This is a genomic window from Janthinobacterium sp. 78 (genome assembly GCF_003096775.1).
GTDB lineage: Bacteria > Pseudomonadota > Gammaproteobacteria > Burkholderiales > Burkholderiaceae_D > Janthinobacterium > Janthinobacterium tructae.
The window spans coordinates 926362-952306 of sequence record NZ_QENT01000001.1; the positions used below are offsets into that span (position 1 = coordinate 926362).

The window sequence follows — 25945 nt, forward strand, 5'->3', positions numbered from 1 at the left end:
GGATGCTATGCAAGGCGTCCGCTGCGACGCAGTGCGAGCACTGCTAGCAGCGGGCAACGCCGCAGAGCGCCGGTTATGGAAGTCAGAAATCACAATAATTTATTGGGGGTTACTTTGCTTGTCGTCACCACCTTCATCCACTGGAGTTTCATGTCTACTCGTTTGCCTTTGCTGCCCATCACTGTCGGCCTGTTGGCCTCGTCTTCCCTGGCCATGGCGCAAGATGGTGCTTATCAAGCCCCGCCAGCGCCCCTGCAAGCCATCGTCGATGCGCCGCGCGCGCCGACCCTGAGCCTGAGCCCGAAACGCAACTTGGCGGCCGTGCTGCCCACGCCATCCCTGCCCGGCATTAGCGAAGTGGCGCAGCCGGAACTGAAGCTGGCGGGTTTGCGCATCAATCCGCGCACGTATTCGGCCAGCCGCTTCAGCTTCCACACGGGACTGGGTTTACTCGACATCGATACGCAGAAGGAAATCAAGGTCAGCGGCTTGCCCGCGTCGCCCCGCATCGCCGACCTGGCCTGGTCGCCCGACCAGCGCTACCTGGCGTTTACGCATGTCGCTTATGCCGATCCCGCCAAGGGCGTGAAGGAATCGGGCGTGCAATTGTGGCTGCTCGACGTGCAGACGAAAGCGGCGCGCAAGCTGGCCAGCGCGCCCCTGTCGACCGTGTATGGCCGTGGTTTTTCGTGGATGCCCGACAGCAAGACCCTGCTGGTGCAGCTGAAGCCGGCCAAGCTGGGTGGGGCGCCCGTGGCGAGCGGTATCCCGACGGGTCCGTCCGTCCAGGATAGCGTGCCGGGCGGTGGCGTCAAGCAATTGCGCACCTATCCCGACCTGTTGAAGAACGAACAGGATGCGCAGCTGTTCGAACACTACATCACCGTCCAGCTGGCCATGCTGGACGTGGCTGGCAAGCAGCGCCTGGTGGGCCAGCCCGGCCAGTTTTCGCGCGTGTCGGCCTCGCCCGATGGCAAGCACCTGTTGACGACCCGCATCGTGCGTCCGTATTCGTACATCGTGCCGGCGCATGACTTTGCTCACCAGATCGACGTACGTGACCTGAATGGCAAGGTGGAGCACGCGGTGGCGGCCCTGCCGCTGGAGGAAGGGCTGCCGCCTGGCAATGATGCCGTGTCCGCCGGCGTGCGCTCCATCAGCTGGCGGGTCGATGCGCCCGCCACCCTGGTGTGGGCTGAAGCGCAGGACGGCGGCGATCCGGCCAAGGCGGTCGAGATCCGCGACATCGTCTACACGCAGGCGGCACCGTTTACCGACAAGCCGGCCGTGCTGGCCAGGCTGGGCTCGCGCTATGCGGGCGTGGCCTGGGGCCGCGGCGACCTGGCCCTGCTCAGCGAAGCGTGGTACAAGACGCGCGCCGTCAAGCAGTGGAAGATTTCGCCAGATCAACCTTCCACGCAGGCCGACCTCGTGTATGCGGGATCGTTCGAAGACCGCTACAACGATCCGGGCCAGCCCGTCATGCGCGCCGATGCGGCCGGCTTGCCGCGCTTGCTCATCGCCGCCGATGGTTCCATCCTGCTCGACGGCCAGGGCGCCTCGAAGGACGGCGACCGTCCCTTCATCGACCGCCTGAACCTTGCGACGAAACAGAAGCAGCGCCTGTTCCAGAGCGCCGCGCCGTACTATGAAAACGTGGTGGCCGTGCTGGACGAAGATGGCAGCCGTTTGCTGTCGACGCGCGAATCGCCCACCGAGCAGCCGAATTACTATGTGCGCAACCTGAAACAGCAGGGCGCGGCACAATTGACGGCCCTCACGCACTTCCCCCATCCGCTGCCGCAATTGAAGAACGTGCAGAAAGAGCTGATCCGCTACAAGCGCGCCGATGGCGTGGACTTGACGGCCACCCTGATGCTGCCGCCGAACTATGACGTCAAACGCGACGGCCCTTTGCCGACCCTGATGTGGGCGTATCCGCAGGAATTCAAGACGGCCAGCGCCGCCAGCCAGACCAAGGGGTCGCCGTACAAATTCAATGCCGTCAGCTACTGGGGCCCGGCCGCCTTCCTGTCCATGGGCTACGCCGTGCTCGACAATCCATCGTTCCCCATCGTCGGCAATGGCGAGCAGGAGCCGAACGACACCTATCTGCCGCAGTTGGTGGCCGATGCCGAAGCGGCCGTCGATGAAGTGGTGCGCCGTGGCGTGTCCGACCGCAACCGCATCGCCATCGGCGGCCACTCGTATGGCGCCTTCATGACGGGCAATTTGCTGGCGCACACGCGGCTGTTCCGCGCCGGCATCGCCCGCAGCGGCGCCTACAACCGCACCCTGACGCCGTTCGGATTCCAGGCGGAAGAGCGCTCGTTCTGGCAGGCGCCCGCCGTCTACCAGGCCATGTCGCCGTTCAACTATGCGGACAAGATCAAGGATGCGCTGCTGATGATCCATGGCGAGCAGGACAACAACTCGGGCACTTTCCCCATCCAGAGCGAGCGCATGTTCCAGGCCGTCAAGGGACTGGGCGGCACGGCGCGCCTGGTGATGCTGCCGAACGAGAGCCATGGCTACCGCGCGCGCGAATCGATCATGCAGATGCTGTATGAAAGCAACAACTGGCTGGAAAAATATGTGAAGAACGCCCCGCCACCGGCCGCCGACGTCAAGCCGGCAGCGAAATAAGGGGCGCGCAGGGCAGGAGGCGCATTTCTCGTGGTATGGTCTTCTTTTGTCTGCAGGGAGGCCAGCCATGTCCGTCATCCACGCCCACCGCGCGCCCGATCCGGCGCCTGTCGATGAACCCATGCCGGCGCCGGAGCCGCAAGAAGCGCCCGGGCGCCAGCCGGGGCCCGTGCACCCGGTGCCGCAGGACGATCCCGTACCCGATCCGCATCCTCAGTAACCCCCAATAAATTATTGTGATTTCTGACTTCCATAACCGGCGCTCTGCGGCGTTGCCCGCTGCTAGCAGTGCTCGCACTGCGTCGCAGCGGGCGCCTTGCATAGCATCCGGTTCTGTTCGTCATAAATTCACAATAATTTCCTGAGGATTACTTAGTTAATCTCCTCAAGAAAGGCTGTTTCAGATGGCAATTGTCAAGGAAGTCTACACACGCAAAGTCAGCGGAGAATCGTTTGACTATGAACTCGATTACACCCAGGGCGCGGACGTGGCCTGGATTGCGCGCGTGTACCACGATGGCGTGCTGAAAGGCTCGCCGCACGGCGCGCTGACGGCCAACGTGCTGTCCGGCCCCGCGCTGGAACAATATCTGCGCGCGTACGTCGAAGGCATGATCGAGCGCGGGCTCGACGTGGCCGAATAAACTGTTTTTGGTAGAGCAAAGAAAAGGGCGCCGAGGCGCCCTTTGTTGTTTCTGTGGTGTCGGATTACGCGGCTGCGCCGCTAATCCGACCTACGCACATGCACATGGACTGTAGGTCGGATTAGCCCGCAAGGGCGTAATCCGACAACATTGTTGGCCGCCACTCTAATCGAATGCCCACGTGTACAACACGTCCAGCGCATTGTTGGTGCCCGTCTGGAATTGCAGGGTGATGCGGCGATTCAATTTGTAGCGCAGTTTCACCAGGCTCGTCGCCGTGCTCGTGCCTTGCTCGAACGTCAGGTAGGCGCGCGAGGACAGGCGCTTGCCGACCGTGACGACGGTGCTTTCCAGCCCTTGCGCCTGCGACAGGCCCACTTCATCGAGGCCCAGCGAACTGGCCAGCTTGCCTTGCAAGCCGCCGCCGGAGCCGCCGAAGAGGGCGCCTGCGGCCGTCGTCAGCAAGGCCATTTCATCGCCGGCCGCCGTTTCCGCGCCGTGACCGAGGATCAGCCAGGCCAGCTTGTCGCTGTCCGAGACGCTCGGCGTGGACACCAGCTTGGCCGTCGGCGCCTGGGCCGTGCCGCGCACTTCCACGCCCGCTTCCACATTCGTTTCCGACAAGGCTTCGCCCTCGGGGCGCTTGCGCACGGCGAGGATATTCAGCGACGGGTTGTCGTAGGCGCCCGTGAAGGCGATCAAGCCCCGTTCGATCGACAGCTTCTGTCCGTAGGCCGCATACTGGCCGTTGGTGACTTTGATGCTGCCCGTCACGCGCGGCGCGGCGCGGTTGATGACGCGGGCGCGCACATTGCCGGCCAGGTCGGCGTCGAGTCCCATGCCGCGCAGGTGGAAGGCATTGCCCAGGTCAAATTCCAGGTCGATATTCAGGGGCAGCGAAGGCGCTTCCTTGCTGCCCTTGACTTCCTTGCCCAGCACCACTACGTCGCTGCTTTGCGTGGGGGTATCTTGCGGCGCCAGTTCGATCAGCGCGCGGTTGGCCTTGAACTTGCCCTCGAAGCTGAAGCGCTTGTCGTTGCGCACCAGGGTGCTGTTGCCCGACAGGATCAAAGTACGGTCGGGGCGCGACAGCGCTTGCAGGCGGTCGGCCATCAGTTTCAGTTCCAGGCTCGCTTCGCCATTCGCAAAGCGTACCCAGCCATCTGCCTGCACCTTGCCATCGCCGCCGTCAAAGCTCAGGCGCTGCAATTGCAATTGATCGCCGGCCAACTTGGCTTGCAGCACGCCATTGCGCAATTTCAAGCCCTGGTCGGCCCAGTTCACCAGCAGCTTGCTGCCGTTGATGTCGCCATTCAATTGCGGCGCGCCGATGGTGCCGCTGCCGGACAGGGCCACTTTCAAGGCGCCGCCCAGCTCCAGGCCTGGCTGGCCCGTCAGCGGCGCCAGCCAGGCCAGTGTATCGATGCTGGTGGTGCCCGTCAGCGAGAGGGCGCTGTCATTGCTGATGCGCCCGTTCAGCATTTGCACGGTGGCATTGATATCGCTCTGGCCCGCGCGCGCGCCGTCGAGTTTCACGGCCAGGCGCAGTTGCTGGTTGGCCACATCGATGCGGGCATCGAAGGTGCGCAGTCCCAGCGCCAGCGGCTGTTCCACGCCCACCGTCACGTCGCCTTTTTCGCGGTAGATGTGCAGCATGCCGGCCAACGACGGGTCTTTCTGCTTGGCCGTCGGCACCTGCATGTCGAGCGACCATTGCGCGCCCAGGGTCAGGTCGCTGCGCGCATTGGCTTGCAGCGAGGGAATCACTTGCGCCAGATAGGTCAGCGCCACGCCGGCCGCCTGGCCGGAACTGTTCCAGCGCGGGCCGTTCTTGACCAGGCTTTGCATGGTGATGCTGCCTGCCGGCAATTTGATGACGGTGTTACCCACGCTGATCTGTTCAGGCTGGGCCAGGCCCGCCACGCCGCTGCCGGCCGGCCCCGCCACTTTCACGGGCACGGGCGCTTGCAGCACCAGCGCATAGCGGCCCTTGTTTTGCAGGCTGTCGATGGTGCCCGTCCAGGCGGCACCGCTCTGGCTGCCGCGGATTTGTACGCTGGCATCGAAATCGTCATTGCGCGCCGTCAAACTGAGCGTATGGCTGCCGCGCGTGCCCGTCGTGCCCAGGCGGGCGCTGGCCAGCTTGAAGGTAGGCGTGCTGTAACCCGCGATGTCCAGCGCGCTGACCATGGGGTCGAGCGCGCCTTGGCCGGCGCCCACGCTGGCGCTGCCTTTGATGGCTTTCAATTGCTGGTCGCCAAAGAAGGTCAGGTCACGGCCATCGAGCGTCAGTTGCGCGGCGGGCGCGTCCATCTTGCCGCTGACGGAGCCGGCCGCCTGCAGCACGCCGGCAAAGCGGGGGCCCAGCGTCGACAGTTGCGGCGCGTCGAGTTTCCATGTGAGCTTGTCGGTGGCGCCGCCGAGCGCGCCCTTGGCCAGCAGGCTGTTCGGCCCCAGGCGCAGTTCCGCATCCACGCTGTCGATGCGTTTCGCATTGGCCGACAGCTTGGCGTAACCGGCCAGCGGGGCGTTTTGCAGGGTCGATTCGCGCAAACCCAGGTTCAGGGCCACTTGCCAGTCGCTGGTCAGGCGGCCGCTGCCGTTGAAGTCCGCATTCACGTTGCCGTTGGGTAATGTCGCGCCGAAGGCGGCCGGATTGATCTTTTGCAAGGAACCCGTCATTTTCAATTCCGCTTCTTGCTTCGGACCCGTCAAGCCCACGTCGCCGCTGGCGTGGATGGCGCTGTCGGTCGCGGGACGCTTGCCGCTGGTCAGGCCCAGTCCCTTCGCATCGGCAACAAAGCTCGTGCGTGGCTGCTGCAAGGTGCCTTGCACCACGCCGCTGGCTTGCACGGCGCCCAGCAAGTCGCTCTGCAGGGCCGAAAGTTGCCGCGCATCGACATTCCAGTTGAGTTTTTCGCCGGCGCCGCCAAAGTTGCCCTTGGCCGTGAGATTATTCTTGCCCAGCGCCAGTTGCACGTCGATACCGCTGAAATGGGCCGCATCGGCCGTCAGCTTGCCCTTGCCCGACAAAGGCTGGTCAAGCAGCTTGCTGGGGCGTACGGTGAAGTCCGCATTCGCCAGCCACTTGGGGGCCACGTGACCGTTGGCGCGCACTTCTAGGTTCAGGTCGGCCACAGGGAAGGCGCCGAAATCGGCGGGATTGAGACGGCTGGTGCTGGCCACGGCCTTGAAGGGTTGCGCGTCCTTGAGGCTGATCTGGCCCGTCGCGTTGACGCTGCTTTTGCCTGCCTGCAAGGTCGCCTTGCGCAGTTGTACCAGGGAGTCGGCCAGGGTGGCTTCCACGTCCAGGCGCAGCTTGGCTTCACCGAGCCTGGCGCGCAGGGTTTGCGTCTTGCCATCGCTGTCGAGCACGATGTCGCCCACGATCTTGGTGCTGTTGATGCTGCTGTAGATATGTTGCAAGTCGATCTTGTCTGTGTGCAAGGTTAGCTGGGCATTGCCGATGGGCGCATCAACGGCGTCGCGGTTGAGCTTGCCGCTACCCGTGAATTTGCCCGCGTTGCCGAAATCGATGATGGCCGACTCTAGCGTCGTGGCCGTCAGGGTACCGCCCAGGCGCGCTTCGAACTGGCGCAGCGGCAGCTTTTGCTGGTCGATGGGGCCCGGCGTGGCGTGGTTGAGGATGGCCAGCTTGCCCGACACGGTTTGTTTGGTTGGCCGCGTGTCGATGGCGGCATCGAGTTCCAGGCTCAGGTCCGCCTGCGGCAAGGTCGCGTCGAATTTGCCCGGATTGATGTTGCGGCCACGGATGCTGGCCGAGCGCAGGATGATGACGGGGTCGAACGGCGCCAGCGCCAGCTGGGCGTCGGCCGTGGCCGCACCCGCGCTGCCCTTGGCCGTCACGTTCAGCACGTTCAAGTCGCCACCCAGCTGCAGATTCAAGGCGGCGGGTTTTTCACCGGCGGCGGCATTGAGCTGCGTCAAACCCGCCTTGCCGGACAATTTGAACGGCTGCGTGGCGGCAATCGTCGCGCTGGCCGTGGCCTGGCCGAATGGCGTCAACGCCGAGGCGTCTTCCAGCTGCCATTGCGTCTTGTCGCCCGACAAGGTGAAATGGATTTTTTCAAACACCGTGTTGCCGCCCGCGCTGATGAGGGTCACCTTGTCCAGGCGCGCGTCGGCAATGCCGATTTTAAAAGGTGATGCCAGGCTGGCGGGCATGGTCGATGGTTCCTCGGACGGCGCCGTGCTTGCCACGGACAGGCTGGCCACGTGCAGTTCGCTGATGGCAATGCCTTCCGAAAAGAACTGGAATGGCGACCAGTTGATGTCGATGTTGTCGGCCGTGATGTGCTGCGTCTTGCTGCGGTAGCTGACGTGGCCCAGGTGCATGCGGTTGTACAGCGAGCCGGACACGCCCGAGACGGCGATCTCGCCGCCGCTGGCGCTGGCCACTTTTTGCACCAGCATCTGCAAGGTCGATTCGCGGCCCAGGAACCAGAAGGCGCCGCCCAGCAGCACGGCCAGGCTGGCGACGGCGATCAAGAGATAGCGCAACCAGCGGCGCGGTTTTTTCGCCGGCGGTGGAGGGACGGCGTCGTGCGCCTCGGTAATCATGTCGGACATCAGAAAGTGAATCCCAGAGAGAAGTGCAAACGGTAGGCGTGGACGGCGTGGCCATACGCCACGTCGACATTGATGGGGCCGACGGGGCTCTTGTAGCGCCCGCCCAGGCCATAGCCCGATTTCGGCGTCATCGCTGCTTTGACGGTGTCGGCCGCGTTACCGGCGTCATAGAAGGCGGCAATCGCCCATTTCGGCTTGAACCAGTACTGGTATTCGGCGCTGCCGGTCAGCATGTAGCGCCCGCCGATGGTGGCGTCGCCTTCCTTCACGCCCAGTTCCTGGTAGGCATAGCCGCGCACCGACTGGTCGCCGCCCGCGCGGAACAGGTAGACGGCCGGCACGCCGCGTTTTTCCTTCGAACCGAGCGCGCCCATTTCGCCGCGCACGATCAGCTCGCCCTTTTCACCCAGCGGACGGTAATACACGGCCTTGCCGGCCACGCGCACGAAGCGCTCGTCCGTCAGCACGGGCAGCAGGGCGCCGCCCACCTGGGCATTGATGACATAGCCCTTGGTGGGGAATAGCAGGCTGTCGAGGCTGCGCTTGGTGATTGCATAGGTCAGCGGCAAGCTCTTGCTGCGCGTCTGTTCCAGGCCCACGACGGTCTTGTCTTCGCTGAGGAACTCGAACGTCAGGCTGCGTTCGAGGTTGGTGCCACCCCAGTTGCGCTTGGCCGAGATGGTGGTGACGGCCGTGATTTCATTGGAAATGTCGCTGCGCTCGAACGAGGCGCCCGCGCTGTCGTTATAGCCGCGCTCAGTGGTGGGGAAATAAAAATTGGCGTGCGCCGCCTGTTTCTTCGTTTCCATGGTGATCGCGCTCTTGAAGCGCGTGCCCCACACGTTCAGGTTGTCATAATTGAGCTGGGCGCGATTACCCGTGTTCGTACTGAAACCGAGACCGGCGCTGACGTTTTGCTGCTTGTTTTCCGTCACGCGCACGACCAGCGGCAGCAGTGGCGCGGGGCCGCGGTTGGCGGGCTTGGCTTCAGGGACGGCACCGGCGACCTCGGCTTGCTGGCTTTCCTGGCCCGCTTCGATCTGCTCGCCCAGGATGCTGCTCATGTCGGCACTTACTTCCACGCTGGCAAAGTAGCCCGTGTCCTGCAGGCGCGCCTGCAACGATTGCAGCGCCGACTCGCTGTAATAGTCGCCCGGGCGGATCTTGTCGAGGTTGCGGATGATGCTTGCATCGTAGCGCTTCAGGCCTTCGATGCGCAGCTCGCCAAAGCGCAGTTCAGGGCCGCTGTCGAGCACCACCAGCAAGGACACCTTGTGCGTTTCCGGGTCGACCACGGCTTGCGTATCGACCAGCTGGGCGCGCGGGTAGCGCGTCTGCACCACTTCGCGCAGCAGCGCGCGCTTGGCCGATTCCCAGTCGGCCTGGCGGAACACGCCGCCCGATTTCAGCGACCAGCTGCGCTTCAGGGCTTCCGTGTCGAAGGGCTCGGAAGCGGCCAGCGGCGGCGTGGGGTCGAAGCCGCGCAATTCCAGCTCGACCTTGTCGATGGTCACCGGTTCGCCCGGGTCGACGTCGACGATGACGACGGGTTTGGCGCCCGTCGTATCGACGCGCACCGTGACGACGGGCGTGTAGTAGCCGGCCGTGGCGACGAGGTTTTTGGCTTGCTCAGGCGTATCGCGCACGAGGCGCTGCAATTGTTCGCGGTCCATGCGCGGGTTGCCGCGGAAGCGTTCCAGGTCCAGGTTTTTTTCCAGCAACTCATCGAGGTCGCCCGGCGCGTTGACCTTGACCTCGTACTGCAGCGGCGCGGGTGCCGCTTCCGTGGCGGGGCTGTCCGCAACGGCGTCTTGCGTGCGTTCTTGCGGTCCCTCCTGCGCGCGGGCTTCGGCGATCGGGCATATCAAGATGACACTGCCGGCGGCCGCCAATGTCAGTTGCCCCATTACTTTTGTCACTACTTGTGCCAAAATTCGTGGTCGTATCGCCTTGCCGGCAGCCGTATGCCGTATGGGTCGTGCAGAAAACATGGTGCTCCAGATGAGTAAATGCTGACTGCATGTTACCGGAATAGGTAAACTGATGGCGGACGAATAAGTATTTTTTGCGCGGGGAATCACGTTTCCCCGCGCACGATTGCAACAGAGTAAAACTGAAAAGAAAGAAATTATGCTAGCAACGGACTCCGCACTGGTGCTCTTTAGCGGTGGACAAGATTCCACCACCTGCCTGGCCTGGGCCCTCAAGCACTATAGCCGCGTCGAAACCATCGGCTTTGACTATGGACAGCGCCATGCGATCGAGCTGACCGTGCGTCCCGGCGTGCTCGAACAGATGCGCCAGCAATCGCCCGAGTGGGACAGCCGCCTGGGCCAGGATCACATGATCGACCTGTCATTGATTGCCGCCATTTCCGATACGGCCATGACGCAGAACGTCGAGATCGTCATGCAGGAAAACGGCTTGCCGAACACTTTTGTTCCTGGACGCAACTTGCTGTTCATGACGGTGGCCGCCACCGTGGCGTATCGCCGCGGCTTGACGGTGCTCGTCGGCGGCATGTGCGAGACGGATTTTTCCGGCTACCCGGATTGCCGCGACGACACGATGAAGGCCCTGCAAGTGGCGCTGAATCTGGGCATGAATACGCGGCTGAAACTGGAAACGCCGCTGATGTGGCTGGACAAGGCGCAAAGCTGGGACCTGGCGCAAGACCTGGGCGGCCAGCCGCTGGTCGACCTGATCCGCAGCGGCACGCACACATGCTACCTGGGTGAACGTGGCGAGCTGCACGACTGGGGCTATGGCTGCGGCACTTGCCCCGCCTGTGCCCTGCGCGCGAATGGCTACCAGCAATACGCTGCGCGCAAGGCGGCAAAGTAAAAAACAGTTTGCGCCGTTTCTTCAAGCGGCGCGGCAAGGGGACCAGCCATGCTGTGGTTTTTGCCACAGGAGAACCTTGCCATGAAATCCCTCTTTGCCGCGCTGTACGGCCCCGTGTTCTGGGCCGGCTTCATCGGCGCCGCCGCCTGCCTGATTGCGGTTGCTCAGTACTCCCTCTGGATCTTGCCGCCCTTGCTGCTGCTGGCCCTGCTTACCTCTTTTCTTGCCGAACGCTATCTGCCATACGATGGCGCGTGGAACCATGCGCACGGCGACGTCTGGCGCGACGTGCTGCATGCGCTCGTCAACGAGGCGCTGTACCTGCCGGGCCTGGCTGCTTTTCCCCTGCTGGCTGGCCATCTTGCGCTGGGGCCGTTCTGGCCAGTCCAGCTGCCATTCTGGGGGCAACTGCTGCTGGCCATCCTGATTGCCGACTGTGGCATTACCCTGGTGCATTACCTGAGCCACCGCTATTATTTTCTGTGGAAACTGCATGCCGTGCACCACAGCGTGCAGCGTCTGTACGGTTTGAATGGCTGGATGAAACATCCGCTGCACCTGCTGCTGGAAGCGGCGGGCGGCATGCTGCCCTTGCTGTTGCTGGGCATCCCGGAGCCGCTCATGGCCGTGCTGGCGTTTGCCGTGGCGATCCAGCTGTTGCTGCAGCACGCGAATGTCGACATGCGCCTGGGGCCGCTGCGTCACGTGTTTGCCTGGGCGCCCTTGCACCGTTTTCATCACATGAAGTATGGCACGGCCGGCGACGTGAATTTCGGCCTGTTTTTTACGTGCTGGGACCGCCTGCTGGGCACTTGCTTCGACGCGCCGGATTACCGCATGCGGGGCGAGGACCTGGGCATCGGCAGCCGTCCCGATTATCCCGTGGCCTACCTGCCGCAATTGATCGAACCGTTCCGCGCGGAAGAGGGCGTACGCGCGCCCGCGCTGCCGGCCGGCTTGCGCCAAGGTCTCAGTCGAGAAGCGTGACCTGCAACTGGCGCAAGCTGCGGTCGGCGCGCACGCCGAACAGGCTGCGCATGGTGCGCGAAAAATGCGCCGCATCGGCAAAACCGGCGCCGTGGGCCGCATCCGTCAATGTACTGCCGAGCAATATGAAACGGATGGCCAGGCGCAAGCGGCGCCACAGCACCAGCCGGCGCACGGGCAAGCCCAACTGGGCGCTGAACAGGCGCTCCAGCTGGCTCAGCGACAAATGCGCCGCTTCGGCCACGGCGGCCGCGCTGACCTTGCCCGACAGCAGCGCATCGACCTGGTCCAGCGCGCGCTGCACGCGCGCGTCGGCCAGCTGCTTGCGCGGCTGGGCCTGCAGCGCGGCGGCCAGGCTGTCGAGCTTGGGCACGCCTGCGCTGTTGACGGCCGCCAACAAGGCCGCGCCGCTCAGGCGCTGTGGTTCCGCATAGATGGTCAGCATGAAAGCCGGCGCGGCCACGATGGCGTGCGGGCGCAGGCTTTCGATCAGCAAGTGTCGCGCCGTGTGGACGATGCCGTCGAGCTCTGCCGTGAAGGGCGCCCCGGTGCTCAGCATCAGCTGGTGCGCATAATGGGCGTGGCTGTCCGTGGCGCCCGCTGCGCCATGCAAGATGGCAAAGTCGGGCGCCAGCCATAGTGTTCCCTGCCAGCTATCTTGCTGCAAACGCGACTCCTGCGTGATGGTTTCCAATGCGTCGAATGTTCCCGAAGTACACATTATTGCATTTGCGAAATTTGTGATTTTTTTAATACAATATTCAGCATTGCAAGGGCGCCCGCTGTAACGTACTATCATTCTCATCGACTACCGATGGTAATCGTGCAGCCCGCTGCCAGCCCTGTTGCTGGCCGTGTAGCGGTTTGATGTCCATTCTGCTTGTCCGCCTGTCATGCCTACACGCGCGTCTACGTCGTGTTTTGCTCGGTCAGTGTCGCACTGGGTGGGGCCGCGCGTGCTGGCTGCGCTGGTGCTGGCGCTGTGCCTGGGGCTGACGTATGGCGCCTGGCGCACTGCCCACGACGCCAGCGAACAGCAGGTGCAGGCCGATTTTGACTTCCGCGTGCGCGAACTGGTGGGCAACATCGTCGTGCGCATGCAGACCTACATCCAGGTGCTGCACGGCGTGCAGGGACTGTATGCCAGTTCGCAAGACGTCACGCGCAGAGAATTCCATGCCTATCTGGCGGTGCAGCAGGTCGACCGGCATTTTCCCGGCATCCACGGCATCGGCTACCTGCCGTGGTTGCCCGGTGCCGGGCTGGCGCGGCACGAAGCGAGCGTGCGCGCGGAGGGCTATCCCGGCTATGCCGTGCGTCCGCCGGGCCAGCGCGCCTGGCATGCCCCCATCACTTATCTGGAACCTTTAAGCGAAAGCAACTTGCTGGCGTTCGGCTATGACATCTGGTCGGAACCCGTGCGCCGCGCCGCGCTCGAACAGGCGCGCGACACGGGGCAAGCGGCCATGACGGGCAAGATTCAGCTGGTGCAAGATGGCGGCAGTGTCCAGACGCATGGCTTCCTCGTCGTGCTGCCCGTGTATGACAATGGCTTGCCGCGTGCCAGCGTGGCGCAGCGGCGCGCCGCCTTGCGCGCCTGGGTGTTTGCGCCGTTTCGCATGGTCGATCTGATGGCGGGCGTGGGCGGCGAGGGGGCGCGCCAGCTGGACCTGGAAATCTATGATGGGGTGCAACAGGCCGAGGCGGCCCTGATGTATGACAGCTTGCCGGACATGCTGGCGGCGGCCGGGTCGGACAGCCTGGTGTCGCAGCAGGCGGTCAGCATCGCCGGCCATGCCTGGACCTTGCGCGTGCGCGCCATGCCGGGCTTCGATGGCGAGCTGCTGGCGCGGCCCCGCCTGGTGGCCTGGACCGGTTTACTGGCCAGCATCGTGCTGGCGCTGGCGGCCTGGCTGCTGGCGGCGGGCCGCACCCGCGCCCAGGCGGCGCTGGCGCGTTCGAGCCAGTTGACGGACCAGCTCGAGCAGGGCCAGGCCAGCGTGCTGGCGATGGCCGAGGCGGCACAGCGCAGCCAGGCCATGCTGCGCAGCATCCTCGATTCGACCATCGACGGCATTTTGGTCGACAACGTCAACGGCCGCATCTTCACTTCGAACCGGCGCTTCCGCGACCTGTGGCAAGTGCCCGACGCGCTCGACTGGCAGGCGGACGGCGCGGCACTGGTACGCCATGTGGAAAGCCAGCTGGAGCAGGCGGCGCCTTTCCTGGGAGCACGCGCTCACGCGCCGCATGGCCACCGCGAGCGGCGCGACGTGCTGCACCTGCGCGATGGACGGGTGGTCGAGCAATACGTGCGCAGCATGCAACTGGGCAATGAACAGGCGCGCTTGTGGACCTTCCGCGACATCAGCGAGCGCAGCCAGATGGAACGGCGCGAGCACACGCGGCGGCAAGTGCTGGAAATGCTGGCCACGGGCGCGCCGCTGGAGCGGGTGCTGGAAAGCGTGGTGCTGAGCGTGCAAGCCGACCATCCCGCCATGCTGTGCAGCATCTTGTTGCTCGATGAAAACCGCCACCGCCTGGTGCTGGGGGCGGCGCCGAGCTTGCCCGCGTTTTTCAACGTGTCCAGCCATGGCCATGACCTCGATACCCTGCAGGGCGTGCATGGCATCGCCGCGCAAGCGCTGCGCGACGGCCAGCGCGTGATCGTGGGCGACCTGCATGCCGCCGCCGATGTGCAAGAGACGATGGAACTGGCGTGGCGGGCCCAGCTGCAATCGTGCTGGGCCGAGCCCGTGCGTGGCGGCTCGGGCAAGTTGCTCGGTGTGCTGATGGCGTATCACCGCCAGCCTACCTTGCCGGGCGCGGCGCATCTGGCGCGGCTGAGCGAGGCGGCGCACCTGGCCGGCATGGCCATCGAACAGGCGCAGGTGGCGCTGGCCCTGCGCGCCGGCGAAGCGCGTTTTCGCAGCCTGTATGACCATGCGCCCGTGGCCCTGTGGGAACAGGACTGGTCGGCCGTGCGCGCCGCGCTCGATGCGCTCGAACAAGCGGGCGTGCGCGACCTGGGCGCCCACTTCCAGGCCAATCCGGACGCGCTACAGCGGCTGGCGGGGCTGGTGCGCATCATCGATGCGAACGGCGCCGCGCTGGCGCAGGTGCGCGCCAACGAGGGCGACCAGCGGCGCGGCGCGCTGGGCCTGGCGCAGAATTTCGATGCCAGCGCCTTGCCCCGTTTCGGCGATGCGCTGCTGGCGCTGGCTGGCGGCGCCCACCTGTACGAGTGCGAGAGCAGCTTCTTGCGTCTCGATGGCGCGGCGCGGCAAAATGAGCTGAGCTTGCTGGTGATGCCCGGCCATGCCGACAGCCTGGACTTCGTCATGGTGTCCTCGCTCGATATCACCGAGCGCAAGCGCATGAACGCGGAATTGCTGCAACTGGCCACCACCGATTTTTTGACGGGCTTGCCGAACCGGCGCCACTTCATGGCGGCACTGGAAAACGAGCATGCACGGCTGCAGCGTGAAATGGCCAGCTGCGCCAGCGTGTTGATGCTCGATATCGATCACTTCAAGCGCGTCAACGACGAGTATGGCCACGCCGTGGGTGATACCGTGCTGCGCCACCTGGGCGCGCTGATGTGCCAGGCGCTGCGCAAGGTTGACGTGCCAGGCCGCGTGGGTGGCGAAGAATTCGCCATCTTGCTACCGGGCACCGACCTGGCGGCGGCGGCCGTGTTTGCCGAACGCTTGCGCCGGCGCGTGGCGGAAAGTTCGCTGACCACCGATGGCGGCATCCTGATCACCATCACGGTGAGTATCGGCATGGCCGCCATGGCCGGCACGGATGCCGATTGCGACGCCGTGCTGGCGCGCGCCGACGAGGCGCTGTACCGGGCCAAGCGGGGCGGACGCAACCGCATCGAACAGAATGATGGCGGCGGCGACGGCGTGCTCAGCAAGTTCATGGCGCAGTGATTACAGGCTGTGCTGATGCGCTTGCGTCTGTTTGCGGTTGCGGCTGACGATCAGCCAGACGATGGCGACGGGAATCAGCAGGGGCAGCAGCACGGGCGTGCTCAGCGCCAGCACCAGTACCATGCACAGTGCCAGCACGGCGATCAGCACCACGCCCACTCCCGCCAGCACCACGCCCGTGACGACGGCGGCGCACACCAGCGCAATGGCGGCGACGAGCAAACCGCCACCGGCAAACACCAGGCCGAACAGCCATTCCAGCGGACCGTCGACATCGTCGCCGTGGAACTGCATGTGCATGTCGCTGCCGCCGACCTTGTCGAGGAACAGGCAGGCCAGCATGACGATGAGGACGAAGGTGAGTAATTTTTTCATGGTAAGCCTCAGTGTGTGGGGGATGGGGTATTGCATGATCACACTGTAGCGGCGCGCGGCAGGTGTTGCCAGCGGCGTGCGACAGGCCGTCATTTTCACGGTATGGGAGGTCTGTACGGACAGAAAACACTGATCTGTAACAAGATTTCTTTTCTTGTAATACGCGCAAGCCGTCCTATACTGAATTCCTCAGTCTCGCAAGGAGGGCAACATGCTTTTGTTTGCAGATACCGGGGATCAATCGCTATCCCTTTCCCACCATCGAAGCACGCGCCAGCGTAGCGCCCCGCAGTCCTGCGCCGAACCCGTCGGTGCGCCAGCGGCGATACCGCCGATCATCATCAATCCCATTAATTACCATGCGCCACTGCCAGCCATCGACCCGCGCTGGGTGCCGCCCGGTCCGCCGCTGACCTGGCCTAACCGGCCTGCCATGTCCATGTGCTGATGGCACCGGCGGACGGCAGCCGTCTGGCCTGGCCGTGAAAAAGCCCGCATCGCGGGCTTTTGCCAGTACCTGCCCGCGTCAGGAAGATTTGCGGCGCAGCATGAAACCCAGCATGCCCAGGCCGGCAAGCAGCATGGCATAGGTTTCCGGCTCCGGCACGGCGGTGATGAAGGCGTGGTTATCCGTCTCGAAGGCATTCTGCGTGGAGTAGAAGGCAACCGAGGTGATCTTGCTGCCAACGCCGGCAAAGGCATTCACGTACAGGCCCACGGACTGATTGCCGTTGGCGGTATCGCCGGCCAGCGTTGCCAGTTGCGTGCCCGTCAGCGTGGTCGAGCTGAGATCGGCAAAGGTGTAGGTCACGCTGTTGTACGTGTCCGGCGAACCCATGTAGAAGCCGAAATAGCTCAAGCCGCTACTGAAGTTGGCGATCACGGGCGAGTACTGGTCGGAAGAAGTGCCTGCCGACAAATACTTGCTCATGTCGCCAGGAGGCGCGGCATGGTTGCTGTTCGTGCCGGTGAACAACGCGCCGTCGATGTAGTTGGCGGGCAGGATGCCGCTGTTGAAATCGATCGTGGTGGCGCCTGCAACGGATGTCACCAGCCCTTCGCCGGCCAGGGCTGTGCCGCCAGCCGTAAATGTGGGGACGGCGCTGGCGCTGCCGGCGGCGGCAGCGAGCGTCGCGCATGCCAGTGTGGACAAGATTTTCATGTTTATTCCCTCAAAGATTTATAGGTGTACGCAGCTGTTTTGATCAGGACAGGCAGAAGTGCTTGGCGTGGCGATGCAAGGCGGCGTGCGGGGATGAGGGACGTCGCATGATGAAAGAATTTCTTGAGGCCAAGCATTACTAAATGCAATATTTGAAATATAAAAAACATAATTCAGATTGCAAAATAATAATAGTCTTAGTTGAGCAATATCAAAGGTCGATCGCTAGAATAAAACTACTAGATTGATAGCTTGTCTTATTGCCGAGATCGACTATGGCGGGCCGCGCCTTACCTTGCGGCAAGGCGGCACGGGTGGACGTTTTCGACTATCATGCTAGCCCCGACCTTCCATCACGAGCACCGCCATGAGTACCGATTTCCCCGACTTTTCCGACGAAGCAGCCGAGCAGGACAATGACGCCCCGATCCAGGAGCCGCGCCTGTGGGTAGGCAATGGCTGGACGGCGAGGGTGATCAAGAACGAGGAAGATGAAGGCTGGGCCGTGGCCATGATCAAGGATGGCGAGCCGGAGCCGGCGCTGGTGGGGCCGTGGACCATGGGCCGCGACAAGAAAAACCCGAAGCCGCTCGACGTCAACGCGTTTAATACGCTGGTCAAGACGGCCTCGGAAGTGCTGCGCCGCCACGAGCAGCAGCTGCATGCGCAATTGCACAAGTACCTGTTCGTTGCTACCGACGAGGGACAAATCAAGGTGATGTTCGACATCGTGCCCGACGAAGAGCACCCGTACGCGGAACTGAGCGCCTACGACGCAGACGGCGAACAGATCGCCAAGGTGCGTACCTCGGCGGCGTTCAAGTTCAACGCTACCGCAGCGGCGAACTGGATCGAGGGCGGCTACCGCCGGCCATAATCCGACGCCACCACCGGCACCAGTGGTGATGTCGGATTACGGCCCTTCGGACCTAATCCGACCTACGTCCGACCTACCTCTTGCCGGCGGTACGCCAGCCGGTACAGCAGCGGCAGCACCAGCAGGGTCAGTGCCGTTGACGACAGGATGCCGCCGATCACCACGGTGGCCAGCGGACGCTGTACCTCCGCGCCCGTGCCCGTGGCAATGGCCATCGGCACGAAGCCCAGCGAGGCCACCAGCGCCGTCATCAAGACGGGCCGCAGGCGCGTGATTGCCCCCTCACGGATGGCTTCCTGCAAGGGCATGCCCTGTTCGCGCAGCTGGCGGATGTAGGCGATCATCACCAGGCCATTGAGCACGGCCACGCCGGACAGGGCGATGAAACCGACAGCGGCCGAGATCGACATGGGGATGTCGCGCAGCCACAGCGCGACGATGCCGCCCGTCAAGGCGAACGGGATGCCGCTGAACACCAGCAAGCCATCCTTCACGTTGCCGAACATGGCGAACAGCAACACAAACACGAGCGCCAGCGCCACCGGCACCACCAGTTCCAGGCGTTTCGTGGCCGACTGCAGCTGCTCGAACTGGCCGCCCCAGCTGGTCCAGTAGCCGGCCGGAATGCTGACCTGTGCTTGCAACTGCTGCGTGGCGTCGGCGACAAACGAGCCGATATCGCGTCCGCGCACGTTGGCGCTGACGACGATGCGGCGCTTGCCGTCTTCGCGGCTGATCTGGTTTGGCCCCGGCGCCACTTGCAGGCTGGCCACTTCACCGAGCGGGATGAAGCGGGCGCGGCCTTCCGCCGCCGCGCCCAGGGGCAGGGCGATGGGCAGGCGTTTCAGCTGCTCCAGGTCGCTGCGCAGGCTGTCGGGCAGGCGCACGACGATGTCGAAGCGGCGATCACCCTGGAACAAGGTACCCGCCTCTTGCCCGCCGATGGCCGTGGCAATCGCCGCTTGCACGTCGGCAATATTCAAACCGTAGCGGGCCGTCTGCTCGCGGTCGATCTGCACCGTCAGCATCGGCAGCCCCGTCGTCTGCTCGACTTTCACCTCTGTTGCGCCCGGTATCTTGCCCAGCACGCCAGCGATCTTCGCCGCTGTGCTGTCGAGGACAAGCATGTCGTCGCCGAACAGTTTCACGGCCACGTCGCTGCGCACGCCGGAAATCAGTTCATTGAAGCGCAGCTGGATCGGTTGCGAAAACTCGTAGTTGTTGCCCGGCAAGCTGGTGGCCGTCGCTTCAATTTCCGCCAGCAATTGCTCGCGCGATTTTCCCGGTTGCGGCCATGCATCGCGGGGCTTGAGCATGATGTAGCCGTCGGAAATATTCGGTGGCATGGGGTCCGAGGCGATTTCGGCCGTTCCCGTGCGGGCGAAGACGCGCGCGATTTCCTTGTGGTTTGCCATCAGCTTGCTTTCCAGCTGCTGCTGCATGGCCAGCGATTGCGTCAAGCTGGTGCCGGGGATGCGCAAGGCCTGGATGGCGATGTCGCCCTCGTTCAGGCTGGGCACGAATTCGCTGCCCATGCGCGTGGCCAGCAAGCCCGACAGCAATACGGCTACCGCCGCGCCCGTCAGCACGACGGGCGTGTTGCGCATCACCTTCTCCAGCAGCGGCGCATACCAGCGCTTGGCGGCGCGCATGATGGCGTTTTCCTTCTCCGCTACCTTGTCGCCGATAAACAGCGCCACGGCGGCGGGAATGAAAGTAATCGACAGCAGCATGGCGCCGAGCAGGGCGATCACGACCGTCAGGGCCATCGGTGTAAACATGCGGCCTTCCACGCCCGTCAGCGCGAAGATGGGCAGGTACACGACCATGATGATCAGCTGGCCATACAGCAGGGGCCGGCGCGCCTCTTGCGATGCCGCAAACACTTCATGAAAACGTTCCTGCAAGGTCAGGGGCCGTCCCAGTTTCTGCTGCGCATGGGCCAGGCGGCGCACGCAGTTTTCCACGATCACCACGGCGCCATCGATGATGATGCCGAAATCGAGCGCGCCCAAACTCATCAGGTTGGCGCTGACATGGTATTGCACCATGCCCGTAAACGTGAACAGCATGGCCAGCGGTATCACCATGGCCGTGATGATGGCCGCGCGGATATTGCCGAGGAACAGGAACAGGATGGCGATCACCAATACCGCGCCTTCGAGCAGGTTTTTCTTCACCGTATTGATGGCCTTGTCGACCAGCACCGTGCGGTCATACACGGTGACGGCGTGCACGCCTTTCGGCAGGCTGCGGTTGATCTCGATCATCTTCTTGTCGACCGCTTGCGACACGGCGCGGCTGTTCTGCCCGATCAGCATGAAGACCGTGCCGAGCACTACTTCGCGGCCGTTTTCCGTGGCCGCGCCCGTGCGCAGCTCGCGCCCCAGCACCACGTCGGCCACGTCGCGGATGCGGATCGCCACGCCCTGCACATTGGCGACGACGATGTTGGCGAGGTCGTCTTTCGATGCCACCTGGCCCGGCGCGCGTATCAGCAGTTGCTCGCCCTGCCTTTCGATATAGCCGGCGCCCACGTTGCTGTTGTTGCGTTCGAGCGCCGTCACCACGTCTTGCAGGCTGATGCCGTAGGCGGCCAGTTTTTCCGGGTAGGGCGCCACCTGGTATTGCTTGGCGTAGCCGCCGATGGCATTGATTTCCGTCACGCCCGTGACATTGCGCAATTGCGGCTTGATGATCCAGTCCTGGATTTCGCGCAAGTCCGTCGGCGTGTACGGCGTGCCGTCGGGCTTCTTCGCACCCTCCTGCGTTTCCACCGTCCACAGGTAGATTTCGCCGAGGCCCGTGGAAACCGGGCCCATCTTCGGCGTGATGCCGGTCGGTAAGCTTTCCTTGGCTTCCTGCAAGCGCTCGTTGATCATCTGGCGCGCAAAATAGATGTCCGTGCCATCCTTGAAGATTACGGTCACTTGCGACAAACCATAGCGCGACAGCGAGCGCGTCTGTTCCAGGTTCGGCAAGCCGGCCATGGCCGTCTCGATGGGGAAGGTCACGCGCTGTTCGGTTTCCAGCGGCGAATAGCCGGCGGACTGGGTATTGATTTGCACCTGCACATTGGTGATGTCGGGCACGGCGTCGATGGGCAGCTTCTGGTAGCTGTAGATGCCCAGGCCGGCCATGGCGGCGACGGCCAGCATCACCAGCCAGCGCTGCTCGATGGCGAAGCGGATCAAGCGTTCAAACATGATGGTTTCCTTTAGTTCGACGTGATCAGTGTTCGTGGCCGGCGGAATCTTTGCCCAGCTCGGACTTCAGGACAAAACTGCCTTGCGCCGCGTACGGCGTGCCGGCGGCAAGTCCCTGCTTGATGTGCGTCAAGGTGCCATCGCTGCGCCCCAGCACCACGGGCGTGGCCTGGTAGCCATCTTTCACCTGCACGAAGACGACGGGCTTGTCTTCCACCGTCTGGATGGCCGTGCTGTGCACGGTAACGGGCGCGTCCGCTTCGCCGGACACCACTTCCACCGTGACGAACAGGCCCGGGCGCCAGGCCATGTCGGGATTCAGCAAGCTGATGCGTGCCTTGGCCGTGCGCGTCTGCTCGCCCAGCAGCGCACCCACATAGGTGATCGTGCCTTGCGCGCTGGCATCGAATGCGGACGCTTTCACTTCTGCCTTGCCTCCCATGCGCACGGTGGCCAGGTCTTTTGCCGGCACGGCGATTTCCGCCCACACGGTCGACAGGTCGGAAATGACGAAGATGTTCGCGTCTTCCTTGACGGCTTCGCCCAGGGTGATGTGTTTTTCCAGCACCATGCCGTCGAACGGCGCGCGGATCTCATAGCGGTTCAGCGGCCCCTTGGCAGCCCCGCCGGCGCCCAGCGCGTTGAGCTTTTGCTGCGCATTCTGCACGGCGATTTCCGCTTCGCGCCACGCTTGCTGCGCCTGCAGATAATCCTGCTCGGCCGAAATTTTCTCGCGCCACAGTTTTTCTTCGCGCTCGTACGTGGAACGGGCCAGCGACAAACGCCGCTGCGCCGACAGCAGCTCGCTGCGCTGTTCCGACAGTTCCGTGCTGGCGATGACGGCCAGTACTTGCCCCTTTTTCACCAGCTGGCCCAGGTCCGCTTGCACGGCTTCCACCACGCCGGCCAGGCGCGGCACGACGTGGGCCGTGCGGTCTTCATTGAAACGGATTTCGCCGGGCAGGGCGACGGTCGTCTTGATGCGGCCGGGCGCGGCCGTGGCGATGACGACGCCGGCCGCCTTGCTTTGCGCAGCGCTCAGCTCCAGCCGGCCTTCCACTTCCTCGTGGCCGTGTTCGTCTTTCTTTTCAGCATGGGCTTCCGCCTTGACGGCAGGGACCAAAGGGGCGCTGGACTTGCCCGTGCCGAGGATGAGGATGGCCAGCACGATGCCGGCCGCCGCGATGGCGCCGATGGCGATCGCCTGTTTTTTGTCGAGTGTGATGTTCATTGTCGGGTCTTCCTTACAGGGGAGCGGGGGCGCCAAGCAGGCGCTCGATGTCGGCGGCGGCGTGCTGCGCTTCGGTCAGCGCGCGCAGGTATTGGTTTTTGGCTTGCAGCAAGGTGCGCTGGGCATCGAGCACGTCGAGGAAGGCGAACTTGCCGAACTCAAAGCCCTTGCTGGCCGCGTCGTAGGCGCTCTGGGCGCCAGGCAAGATGTCCTGGCGCAAGCTTTCCACGTCGAGCCGGGCCGTGGCCAGGCGTTCGCTGGCGGCGGCGACCTTCGTTTGCACATCGATGCGGGCGGCGGCCAGCTCGTCGCTGGCCTTGTCGCTGCGGCGCAAGGCATCGAGTTTGTTGCCCGCGTTGCGGTCGAACAAAGGCAGCGGCAAGGCCAGGCCGATGATGGCCTGGTTGCGGCCCAGCTCTTCCGAGCGCTTCATGCCGATGCTGAGCGTGACGTCGGGCGTGGCGCGCCGCTGTTCCACGTCCAGCATGGCTTGCCGCTGCGCCAGCGCGCTGTGCGCCTGGCGCACGGTGGGGGCCTGGGCCAGGCGCGCCGCCAGTTCGCTGGCCGGGGGCAGCTCGGGCAAGGTTTCCAGGCGACCTTCCGCCAGGCTGAAGCGTGGCGTGGTGTTGCCCCACAGGGCGGCCAGGCGCTTGCGCGCGCTGGCCAGGGTGCTGCGGGCCAGGTTCAGCTCCAGCCGCACGCTCGCTTCGGCGACCTTGGCGCGGGTTTCCTCGACGGGCGAGGCCTTGCCGGCCGTCACTCTACGGGCCGTGATGTCGCTGGCGCGCGCGGCCAAGGCTTGCGCGCTGTCGGCCAGGCGCAAGCCTTCCTGCGCCGCCAGTACGTCGACAAAGGCGGACGTGACGGCGGCGCGCGTGTCGGCTTGCTGCAGGGAAAGGCTTGCTTGCGCCAGGTCTTCGCCGCGCTGGGCGACGGCGGCGCGCGCCCCCCGCTTGCCGCCCAGTTCGATCAACTGATTGAGTTGTACGGTGGTGCTGCGCGTGGCGCGCCGCGTGTCTTCCAGCACGGTTTGCAGTTCCGGGTTGGGCAGGGCGCGCGCCTGCTGCAGGGCGCCCCCTTGCGCCGCCAGTTCATGGCGGGCGGCCGACAGGGTGGCGTTGCCGCCTTCGGCCAAGGCCAGCGCGGCGGGCAAGGTCAGGGGAGCGGCGGGTTCCACGCTAGATTGCGCGTAGGCAAAGTTGCCGGCCAGCAGGCCAGCGGAGAGACATAACAGATAGATGGATCGGTGCATCGAATTCTCCAAGGTTCGGAAAAAGAATTCGACGGGACGCGCAGGCTTGCGCCTGAGTTAGTCAGGCGCGCATATGGCGATAAGCGATTGAAACGTCCCGTCGGCCTAGGTGGCCGACGACCAGTCAGGGCGCTTGGGAGCGTCCGGGATGTGGGAAGCGTAAAAGAAGGGGGCGGTGTCCGCGTTGACGGACGCCATGTCGCCGGTGGGCAGGCTGGAGCCGGCCGGCAGCCACGCATGGCCGATGCCGTGGCAGACGTTGCAGTCGCTGTGCGGCTGGCCTTTGGATTGCTTGTCAGCTTTATCGGTCACGGGTTTCTTGTCCGCGTCCGCCTTGTGCTGGTGGCTGTGGTGGCCCAGGTGCTGCGCCGCCTTGCCTTCCTCGTGCAGGCAATACGCGCTCGCCGCGGCCCAGGACATCTGGAGCGGAAGCACGAACAGCAGCAAAATGAGGAAGAATTTACGCATGGTGACGGCTATTGTACAGAAAGGCGGGTGGCCGTGCCGTGCTTAACGCGGCTGGGCGCGCCACGCCTTCAGCTGTGCGGCGATGGCCTTGCCCTGGAATAGCTGCGGCTCGGAATGCTCTTCCGCTTCCATGCCGCCTTCGCGGAAGTCGGCCGCCTCGCGCGCCTGCACCAGCACCTTGGCCTTGTCAAAGGCTTCGGCAAAGCCGGCGCTCTTGGGCAGCGCTTCCTTGAAATACGCTTCGCTGAAATACGTAAAATCGTTCTGGTCGTCGCAGCCGAACGAGGTGCGGTCGCTGCGTGCGGCCGTGATGATGAGGGTGTTGTCATCTTTTAATGGCGCAATGAAGCCGCCCGCATAGCAGGCCGAGATCACGATGACTTTCCAGCGGATGCCGCTGTGCTTGAGCATGGACGCCAGCTCTTGCGCGGGCAGGCTGTGCAGGTCCATGCCATTTTGCGCCAGCGCCAGTTCGTGCTCGGGCGAACCGTGGCTGGTGAGGAACAGGAACAGGATGTCGTTCTGCTTGTCCATCTTCGCACCCAGGCTGTCGAGGCTGGCGGCGATGCTGGTGCGCGTGGCCATCGGCTGCTGCGCCACCGTGTTGCGGCTGTTGACGAGCATCAGGGAACGGCCCACGGTGCCGTAATCGCGGTCGAACTGGCGCTGCACGAAGGCCGTTTCGCGGTGAAACACTTCCTGCGCGCCATCGCCGGCCACGCCCAGCAGGTATAGATTGATTTTTTTCGCCGCATCGCGCGGCGCGATGCGTGCCAGGGCGCCGTCGAGCAGGCTGCGCTGGTGATACAGGGCCAGCTCGATATTGTCGCGCGTGAGCTTATCCAGGGCCGGGTCGTCCAGTTGGCCTTCCGTCCAGTTGCCGCTGTCTTCGCGCCGGCCGTCGGCCTGCGCCACGGCATAGCGCAGCACGCCCTTGCCATCGAACTGGCCATTCTTGAAGCCGCCCCGGTATTCGTCGCCGTCGGCCGTGCGCAGCACGCCTTCGCCGTCGAATTTCCAGTCTTTCAGCTCGCCTTCATAGTGGATGCCGTCGCTGGTGCTGACTTTCGCCTTGCCCTGCACCTGGCCCTGGACGAAGTCGCCTTCGAAGACGGTACCGTCCGTGTCGGTCAGCTTGCCAGCGCCGTGCGGGCGCCAGTGTTTGAAGTGGCCTTCGAAGGTGGCGCCATCGGCGCCCTGGAAGCGGCCTTGCCCCTCGAAGCTGCCCTTGATGAAGCTGCCCGCATAAATCTCGCCCTTGGGCGAGGTGTAGCGGCCGATGCCGTCGAAGGCGCCCTGGCGGAAGGCGCCCGTGTACTCGACGCCGGACGCCTGGCGCAGCTTGCCTAGGCCGGAAAACACGCCGCGCGCAAAACCTCCTTCGTAGAACGCGCCGCTTGCGTACTCGAGCCGGCCCTGGCCATGCATCTTGCCTGCGACGAGGGGACCGAAATAGCGTCCGCCATCGGCCGTCTCCGCCGCCGGCGCCTTGGCGGGCGCGGCGCACAGCGGCGGCATGCCCAGCGCGGCAAAGAGCAGCAGGCCGGCGAGGGTATAGGGGCGAAGCGAGGCGCGTAGCGTGGCGGTCATGAGGACGGTCTGGTCTGTAGGAAGGGGCCTAGTCTGCCACTGTATCGCCAAGGTGGCAAATGCCGGCGTGGCGTGTGTTGCGCTGCCTCAAGGCAAGATTGTGCGTTTTATGCCGTGCCAAGGCTGGGCTGAACT

General features: G+C 64.2%; 18 protein-coding genes. 8 read left to right on the plus strand and 10 right to left on the minus strand.

What is annotated here, in order from left to right:
* The first annotated feature begins 150 nt into the window (after positions 1 to 150).
* The 3 genes from C8C92_RS04095 to C8C92_RS04100 all read left to right on the plus strand — a co-directional run bounded on the left by C8C92_RS04095 (position 151) and on the right by C8C92_RS04100 (position 3290).
* On the plus strand, positions 151 to 2646 hold the full coding sequence (locus C8C92_RS04095) for a prolyl oligopeptidase family serine peptidase (RefSeq protein ID WP_165829270.1): 2496 nt from the start codon (positions 151 to 153) through the stop codon (positions 2644 to 2646).
* 67 nt (positions 2647 to 2713) lie between these two features.
* Complete coding sequence (locus C8C92_RS27390; RefSeq protein WP_165829272.1) at positions 2714 to 2866, plus strand: hypothetical protein; 153 nt, start codon at positions 2714 to 2716, stop codon at positions 2864 to 2866.
* A gap of 184 nt (positions 2867 to 3050) precedes the next feature.
* Entirely contained in the window at positions 3051 to 3290 is a 240-nt protein-coding gene (locus tag C8C92_RS04100) for a hypothetical protein (RefSeq protein WP_034753464.1), read from the plus strand.
* Positions 3291 to 3455: 165 nt separating this feature from the next.
* On the opposite strand, the gene C8C92_RS04105 is transcribed toward C8C92_RS04100, so the two are convergent.
* Both C8C92_RS04105 and C8C92_RS04110 read right to left on the minus strand, forming a co-directional pair.
* Positions 3456 to 7880, minus strand: coding sequence for a translocation/assembly module TamB domain-containing protein (locus tag C8C92_RS04105; RefSeq protein WP_116743084.1), 4425 nt, complete (start codon positions 7878 to 7880; stop codon positions 3456 to 3458).
* Positions 7880 to 9787, minus strand: a complete 1908-nt coding sequence (locus C8C92_RS04110; protein WP_116743085.1) for an autotransporter assembly complex family protein — start codon at positions 9785 to 9787, stop codon at positions 7880 to 7882. Before C8C92_RS04110 ends, C8C92_RS04105 begins: the two co-directional genes overlap by 1 nt.
* A 223-nt stretch (positions 9788 to 10010) precedes the next feature.
* Between C8C92_RS04110 and queC the strand changes: the two genes are divergently transcribed.
* Together queC and C8C92_RS04120 are read left to right on the plus strand one after the other, a co-directional pair.
* Positions 10011 to 10724: a 7-cyano-7-deazaguanine synthase QueC gene (gene queC / locus C8C92_RS04115; RefSeq protein ID WP_099760830.1), complete on the plus strand. Its 714-nt coding sequence runs from the start codon at positions 10011 to 10013 to the stop codon at positions 10722 to 10724.
* Between the two features lie 81 nt (positions 10725 to 10805).
* The gene (locus tag C8C92_RS04120) at positions 10806 to 11711 is read left to right on the plus strand and encodes a sterol desaturase family protein (protein ID WP_099760829.1); all 906 of its coding nucleotides are present in this window, start codon (positions 10806 to 10808) and stop codon (positions 11709 to 11711) included.
* Here the strand turns inward: C8C92_RS04120 and C8C92_RS04125 are convergent.
* Positions 11695 to 12405: an AraC family transcriptional regulator gene (locus C8C92_RS04125; protein WP_207780967.1), complete on the minus strand. Its 711-nt coding sequence runs from the start codon at positions 12403 to 12405 to the stop codon at positions 11695 to 11697. The two genes, C8C92_RS04120 and C8C92_RS04125, sit on opposite strands and share 17 nt — an antisense overlap.
* Before the next feature lie 238 nt (positions 12406 to 12643).
* Between C8C92_RS04125 and C8C92_RS04130 the strand changes: the two genes are divergently transcribed.
* Positions 12644 to 15649, plus strand: a complete 3006-nt coding sequence (locus C8C92_RS04130; protein ID WP_243420106.1) for a CHASE domain-containing protein — start codon at positions 12644 to 12646, stop codon at positions 15647 to 15649.
* Here C8C92_RS04130 and C8C92_RS04135 read toward each other — a convergent pair whose 3' ends face one another.
* Positions 15650 to 16024 (minus strand): hypothetical protein, encoded by a 375-nt coding sequence (locus C8C92_RS04135; protein WP_116743087.1) that lies wholly within the window; start codon positions 16022 to 16024, stop codon positions 15650 to 15652.
* Between the two features lie 211 nt (positions 16025 to 16235).
* Between C8C92_RS04135 and C8C92_RS27125 the strand changes: the two genes are divergently transcribed.
* Positions 16236 to 16472 carry a hypothetical protein gene (locus C8C92_RS27125; RefSeq protein WP_133250692.1) on the plus strand — a complete coding sequence of 79 codons (237 nt, stop codon included), beginning with the start codon at positions 16236 to 16238 and terminating at the stop codon, positions 16470 to 16472.
* A 78-nt stretch (positions 16473 to 16550) separates the two neighbouring features.
* Here C8C92_RS27125 and C8C92_RS04140 read toward each other — a convergent pair whose 3' ends face one another.
* Positions 16551 to 17186, minus strand: a complete 636-nt coding sequence (locus tag C8C92_RS04140) for a PEP-CTERM sorting domain-containing protein (protein WP_116743088.1) — start codon at positions 17184 to 17186, stop codon at positions 16551 to 16553.
* A 367-nt stretch (positions 17187 to 17553) separates the two neighbouring features.
* Between C8C92_RS04140 and C8C92_RS04145 the strand changes: the two genes are divergently transcribed.
* Positions 17554 to 18063: a hypothetical protein gene (locus C8C92_RS04145; protein ID WP_116743089.1), complete on the plus strand. Its 510-nt coding sequence runs from the start codon at positions 17554 to 17556 to the stop codon at positions 18061 to 18063.
* 62 nt (positions 18064 to 18125) lie between these two features.
* Here the strand turns inward: C8C92_RS04145 and C8C92_RS04150 are convergent, their stop codons facing one another.
* From C8C92_RS04150 to C8C92_RS04170, 5 genes are all read right to left on the minus strand, one after another.
* On the minus strand, positions 18126 to 21269 hold the full coding sequence (locus C8C92_RS04150; RefSeq protein ID WP_116743090.1) for a CusA/CzcA family heavy metal efflux RND transporter: 3144 nt from the start codon (positions 21267 to 21269) through the stop codon (positions 18126 to 18128).
* Between the two features lie 25 nt (positions 21270 to 21294).
* A complete protein-coding gene (locus C8C92_RS04155) occupies positions 21295 to 22500 on the minus strand; it encodes an efflux RND transporter periplasmic adaptor subunit (RefSeq protein ID WP_116743091.1) in 1206 nt (401 codons plus the stop codon).
* Between the two features lie 13 nt (positions 22501 to 22513).
* The gene (locus tag C8C92_RS04160) at positions 22514 to 23752 is read right to left on the minus strand and encodes a TolC family protein (RefSeq protein ID WP_133250693.1); all 1239 of its coding nucleotides are present in this window, start codon (positions 23750 to 23752) and stop codon (positions 22514 to 22516) included.
* Between the two features lie 105 nt (positions 23753 to 23857).
* Positions 23858 to 24220, minus strand: coding sequence for a cation efflux protein, CzcI family (gene czcI / locus C8C92_RS04165; protein WP_116743092.1), 363 nt, complete (start codon positions 24218 to 24220; stop codon positions 23858 to 23860).
* Positions 24221 to 24262: 42 nt separating this feature from the next.
* Positions 24263 to 25810 (minus strand): C13 family peptidase, encoded by a 1548-nt coding sequence (locus C8C92_RS04170; protein WP_116743093.1) that lies wholly within the window; start codon positions 25808 to 25810, stop codon positions 24263 to 24265.
* Between the last annotated feature and the right edge of the window lie 135 nt (positions 25811 to 25945).

What these genes read in the sequence shown, in the direction of transcription:
- C8C92_RS04095 (WP_165829270.1), top strand. Translation starts at nt 151, where the DNA reads ATGTCTACTCGTTTGCCTTTGCTGCCCATCACTGTCGGCCTGTTGGCC.
- C8C92_RS27390 (WP_165829272.1), top strand. Translation starts at nt 2,714, where the DNA reads ATGTCCGTCATCCACGCCCACCGCGCGCCCGATCCGGCGCCTGTCGAT.
- C8C92_RS04100 (WP_034753464.1), top strand. Translation starts at nt 3,051, where the DNA reads ATGGCAATTGTCAAGGAAGTCTACACACGCAAAGTCAGCGGAGAATCG.
- C8C92_RS04105 (WP_116743084.1), bottom strand. Translation starts at nt 7,880, where the DNA reads ATGTCCGACATGATTACCGAGGCGCACGACGCCGTCCCTCCACCGCCG.
- C8C92_RS04110 (WP_116743085.1), bottom strand. Translation starts at nt 9,787, where the DNA reads ATGGGGCAACTGACATTGGCGGCCGCCGGCAGTGTCATCTTGATATGC.
- queC (WP_099760830.1), top strand. Translation starts at nt 10,011, where the DNA reads ATGCTAGCAACGGACTCCGCACTGGTGCTCTTTAGCGGTGGACAAGAT.
- C8C92_RS04120 (WP_099760829.1), top strand. Translation starts at nt 10,806, where the DNA reads ATGAAATCCCTCTTTGCCGCGCTGTACGGCCCCGTGTTCTGGGCCGGC.
- C8C92_RS04135 (WP_116743087.1), bottom strand. Translation starts at nt 16,024, where the DNA reads ATGAAAAAATTACTCACCTTCGTCCTCATCGTCATGCTGGCCTGCCTG.
- C8C92_RS27125 (WP_133250692.1), top strand. Translation starts at nt 16,236, where the DNA reads ATGCTTTTGTTTGCAGATACCGGGGATCAATCGCTATCCCTTTCCCAC.
- C8C92_RS04140 (WP_116743088.1), bottom strand. Translation starts at nt 17,186, where the DNA reads ATGAAAATCTTGTCCACACTGGCATGCGCGACGCTCGCTGCCGCCGCC.
- C8C92_RS04145 (WP_116743089.1), top strand. Translation starts at nt 17,554, where the DNA reads ATGAGTACCGATTTCCCCGACTTTTCCGACGAAGCAGCCGAGCAGGAC.
- C8C92_RS04150 (WP_116743090.1), bottom strand. Translation starts at nt 21,269, where the DNA reads ATGTTTGAACGCTTGATCCGCTTCGCCATCGAGCAGCGCTGGCTGGTG.
- C8C92_RS04155 (WP_116743091.1), bottom strand. Translation starts at nt 22,500, where the DNA reads ATGAACATCACACTCGACAAAAAACAGGCGATCGCCATCGGCGCCATC.
- C8C92_RS04160 (WP_133250693.1), bottom strand. Translation starts at nt 23,752, where the DNA reads ATGCACCGATCCATCTATCTGTTATGTCTCTCCGCTGGCCTGCTGGCC.
- czcI (WP_116743092.1), bottom strand. Translation starts at nt 24,220, where the DNA reads ATGCGTAAATTCTTCCTCATTTTGCTGCTGTTCGTGCTTCCGCTCCAG.
- C8C92_RS04170 (WP_116743093.1), bottom strand. Translation starts at nt 25,810, where the DNA reads ATGACCGCCACGCTACGCGCCTCGCTTCGCCCCTATACCCTCGCCGGC.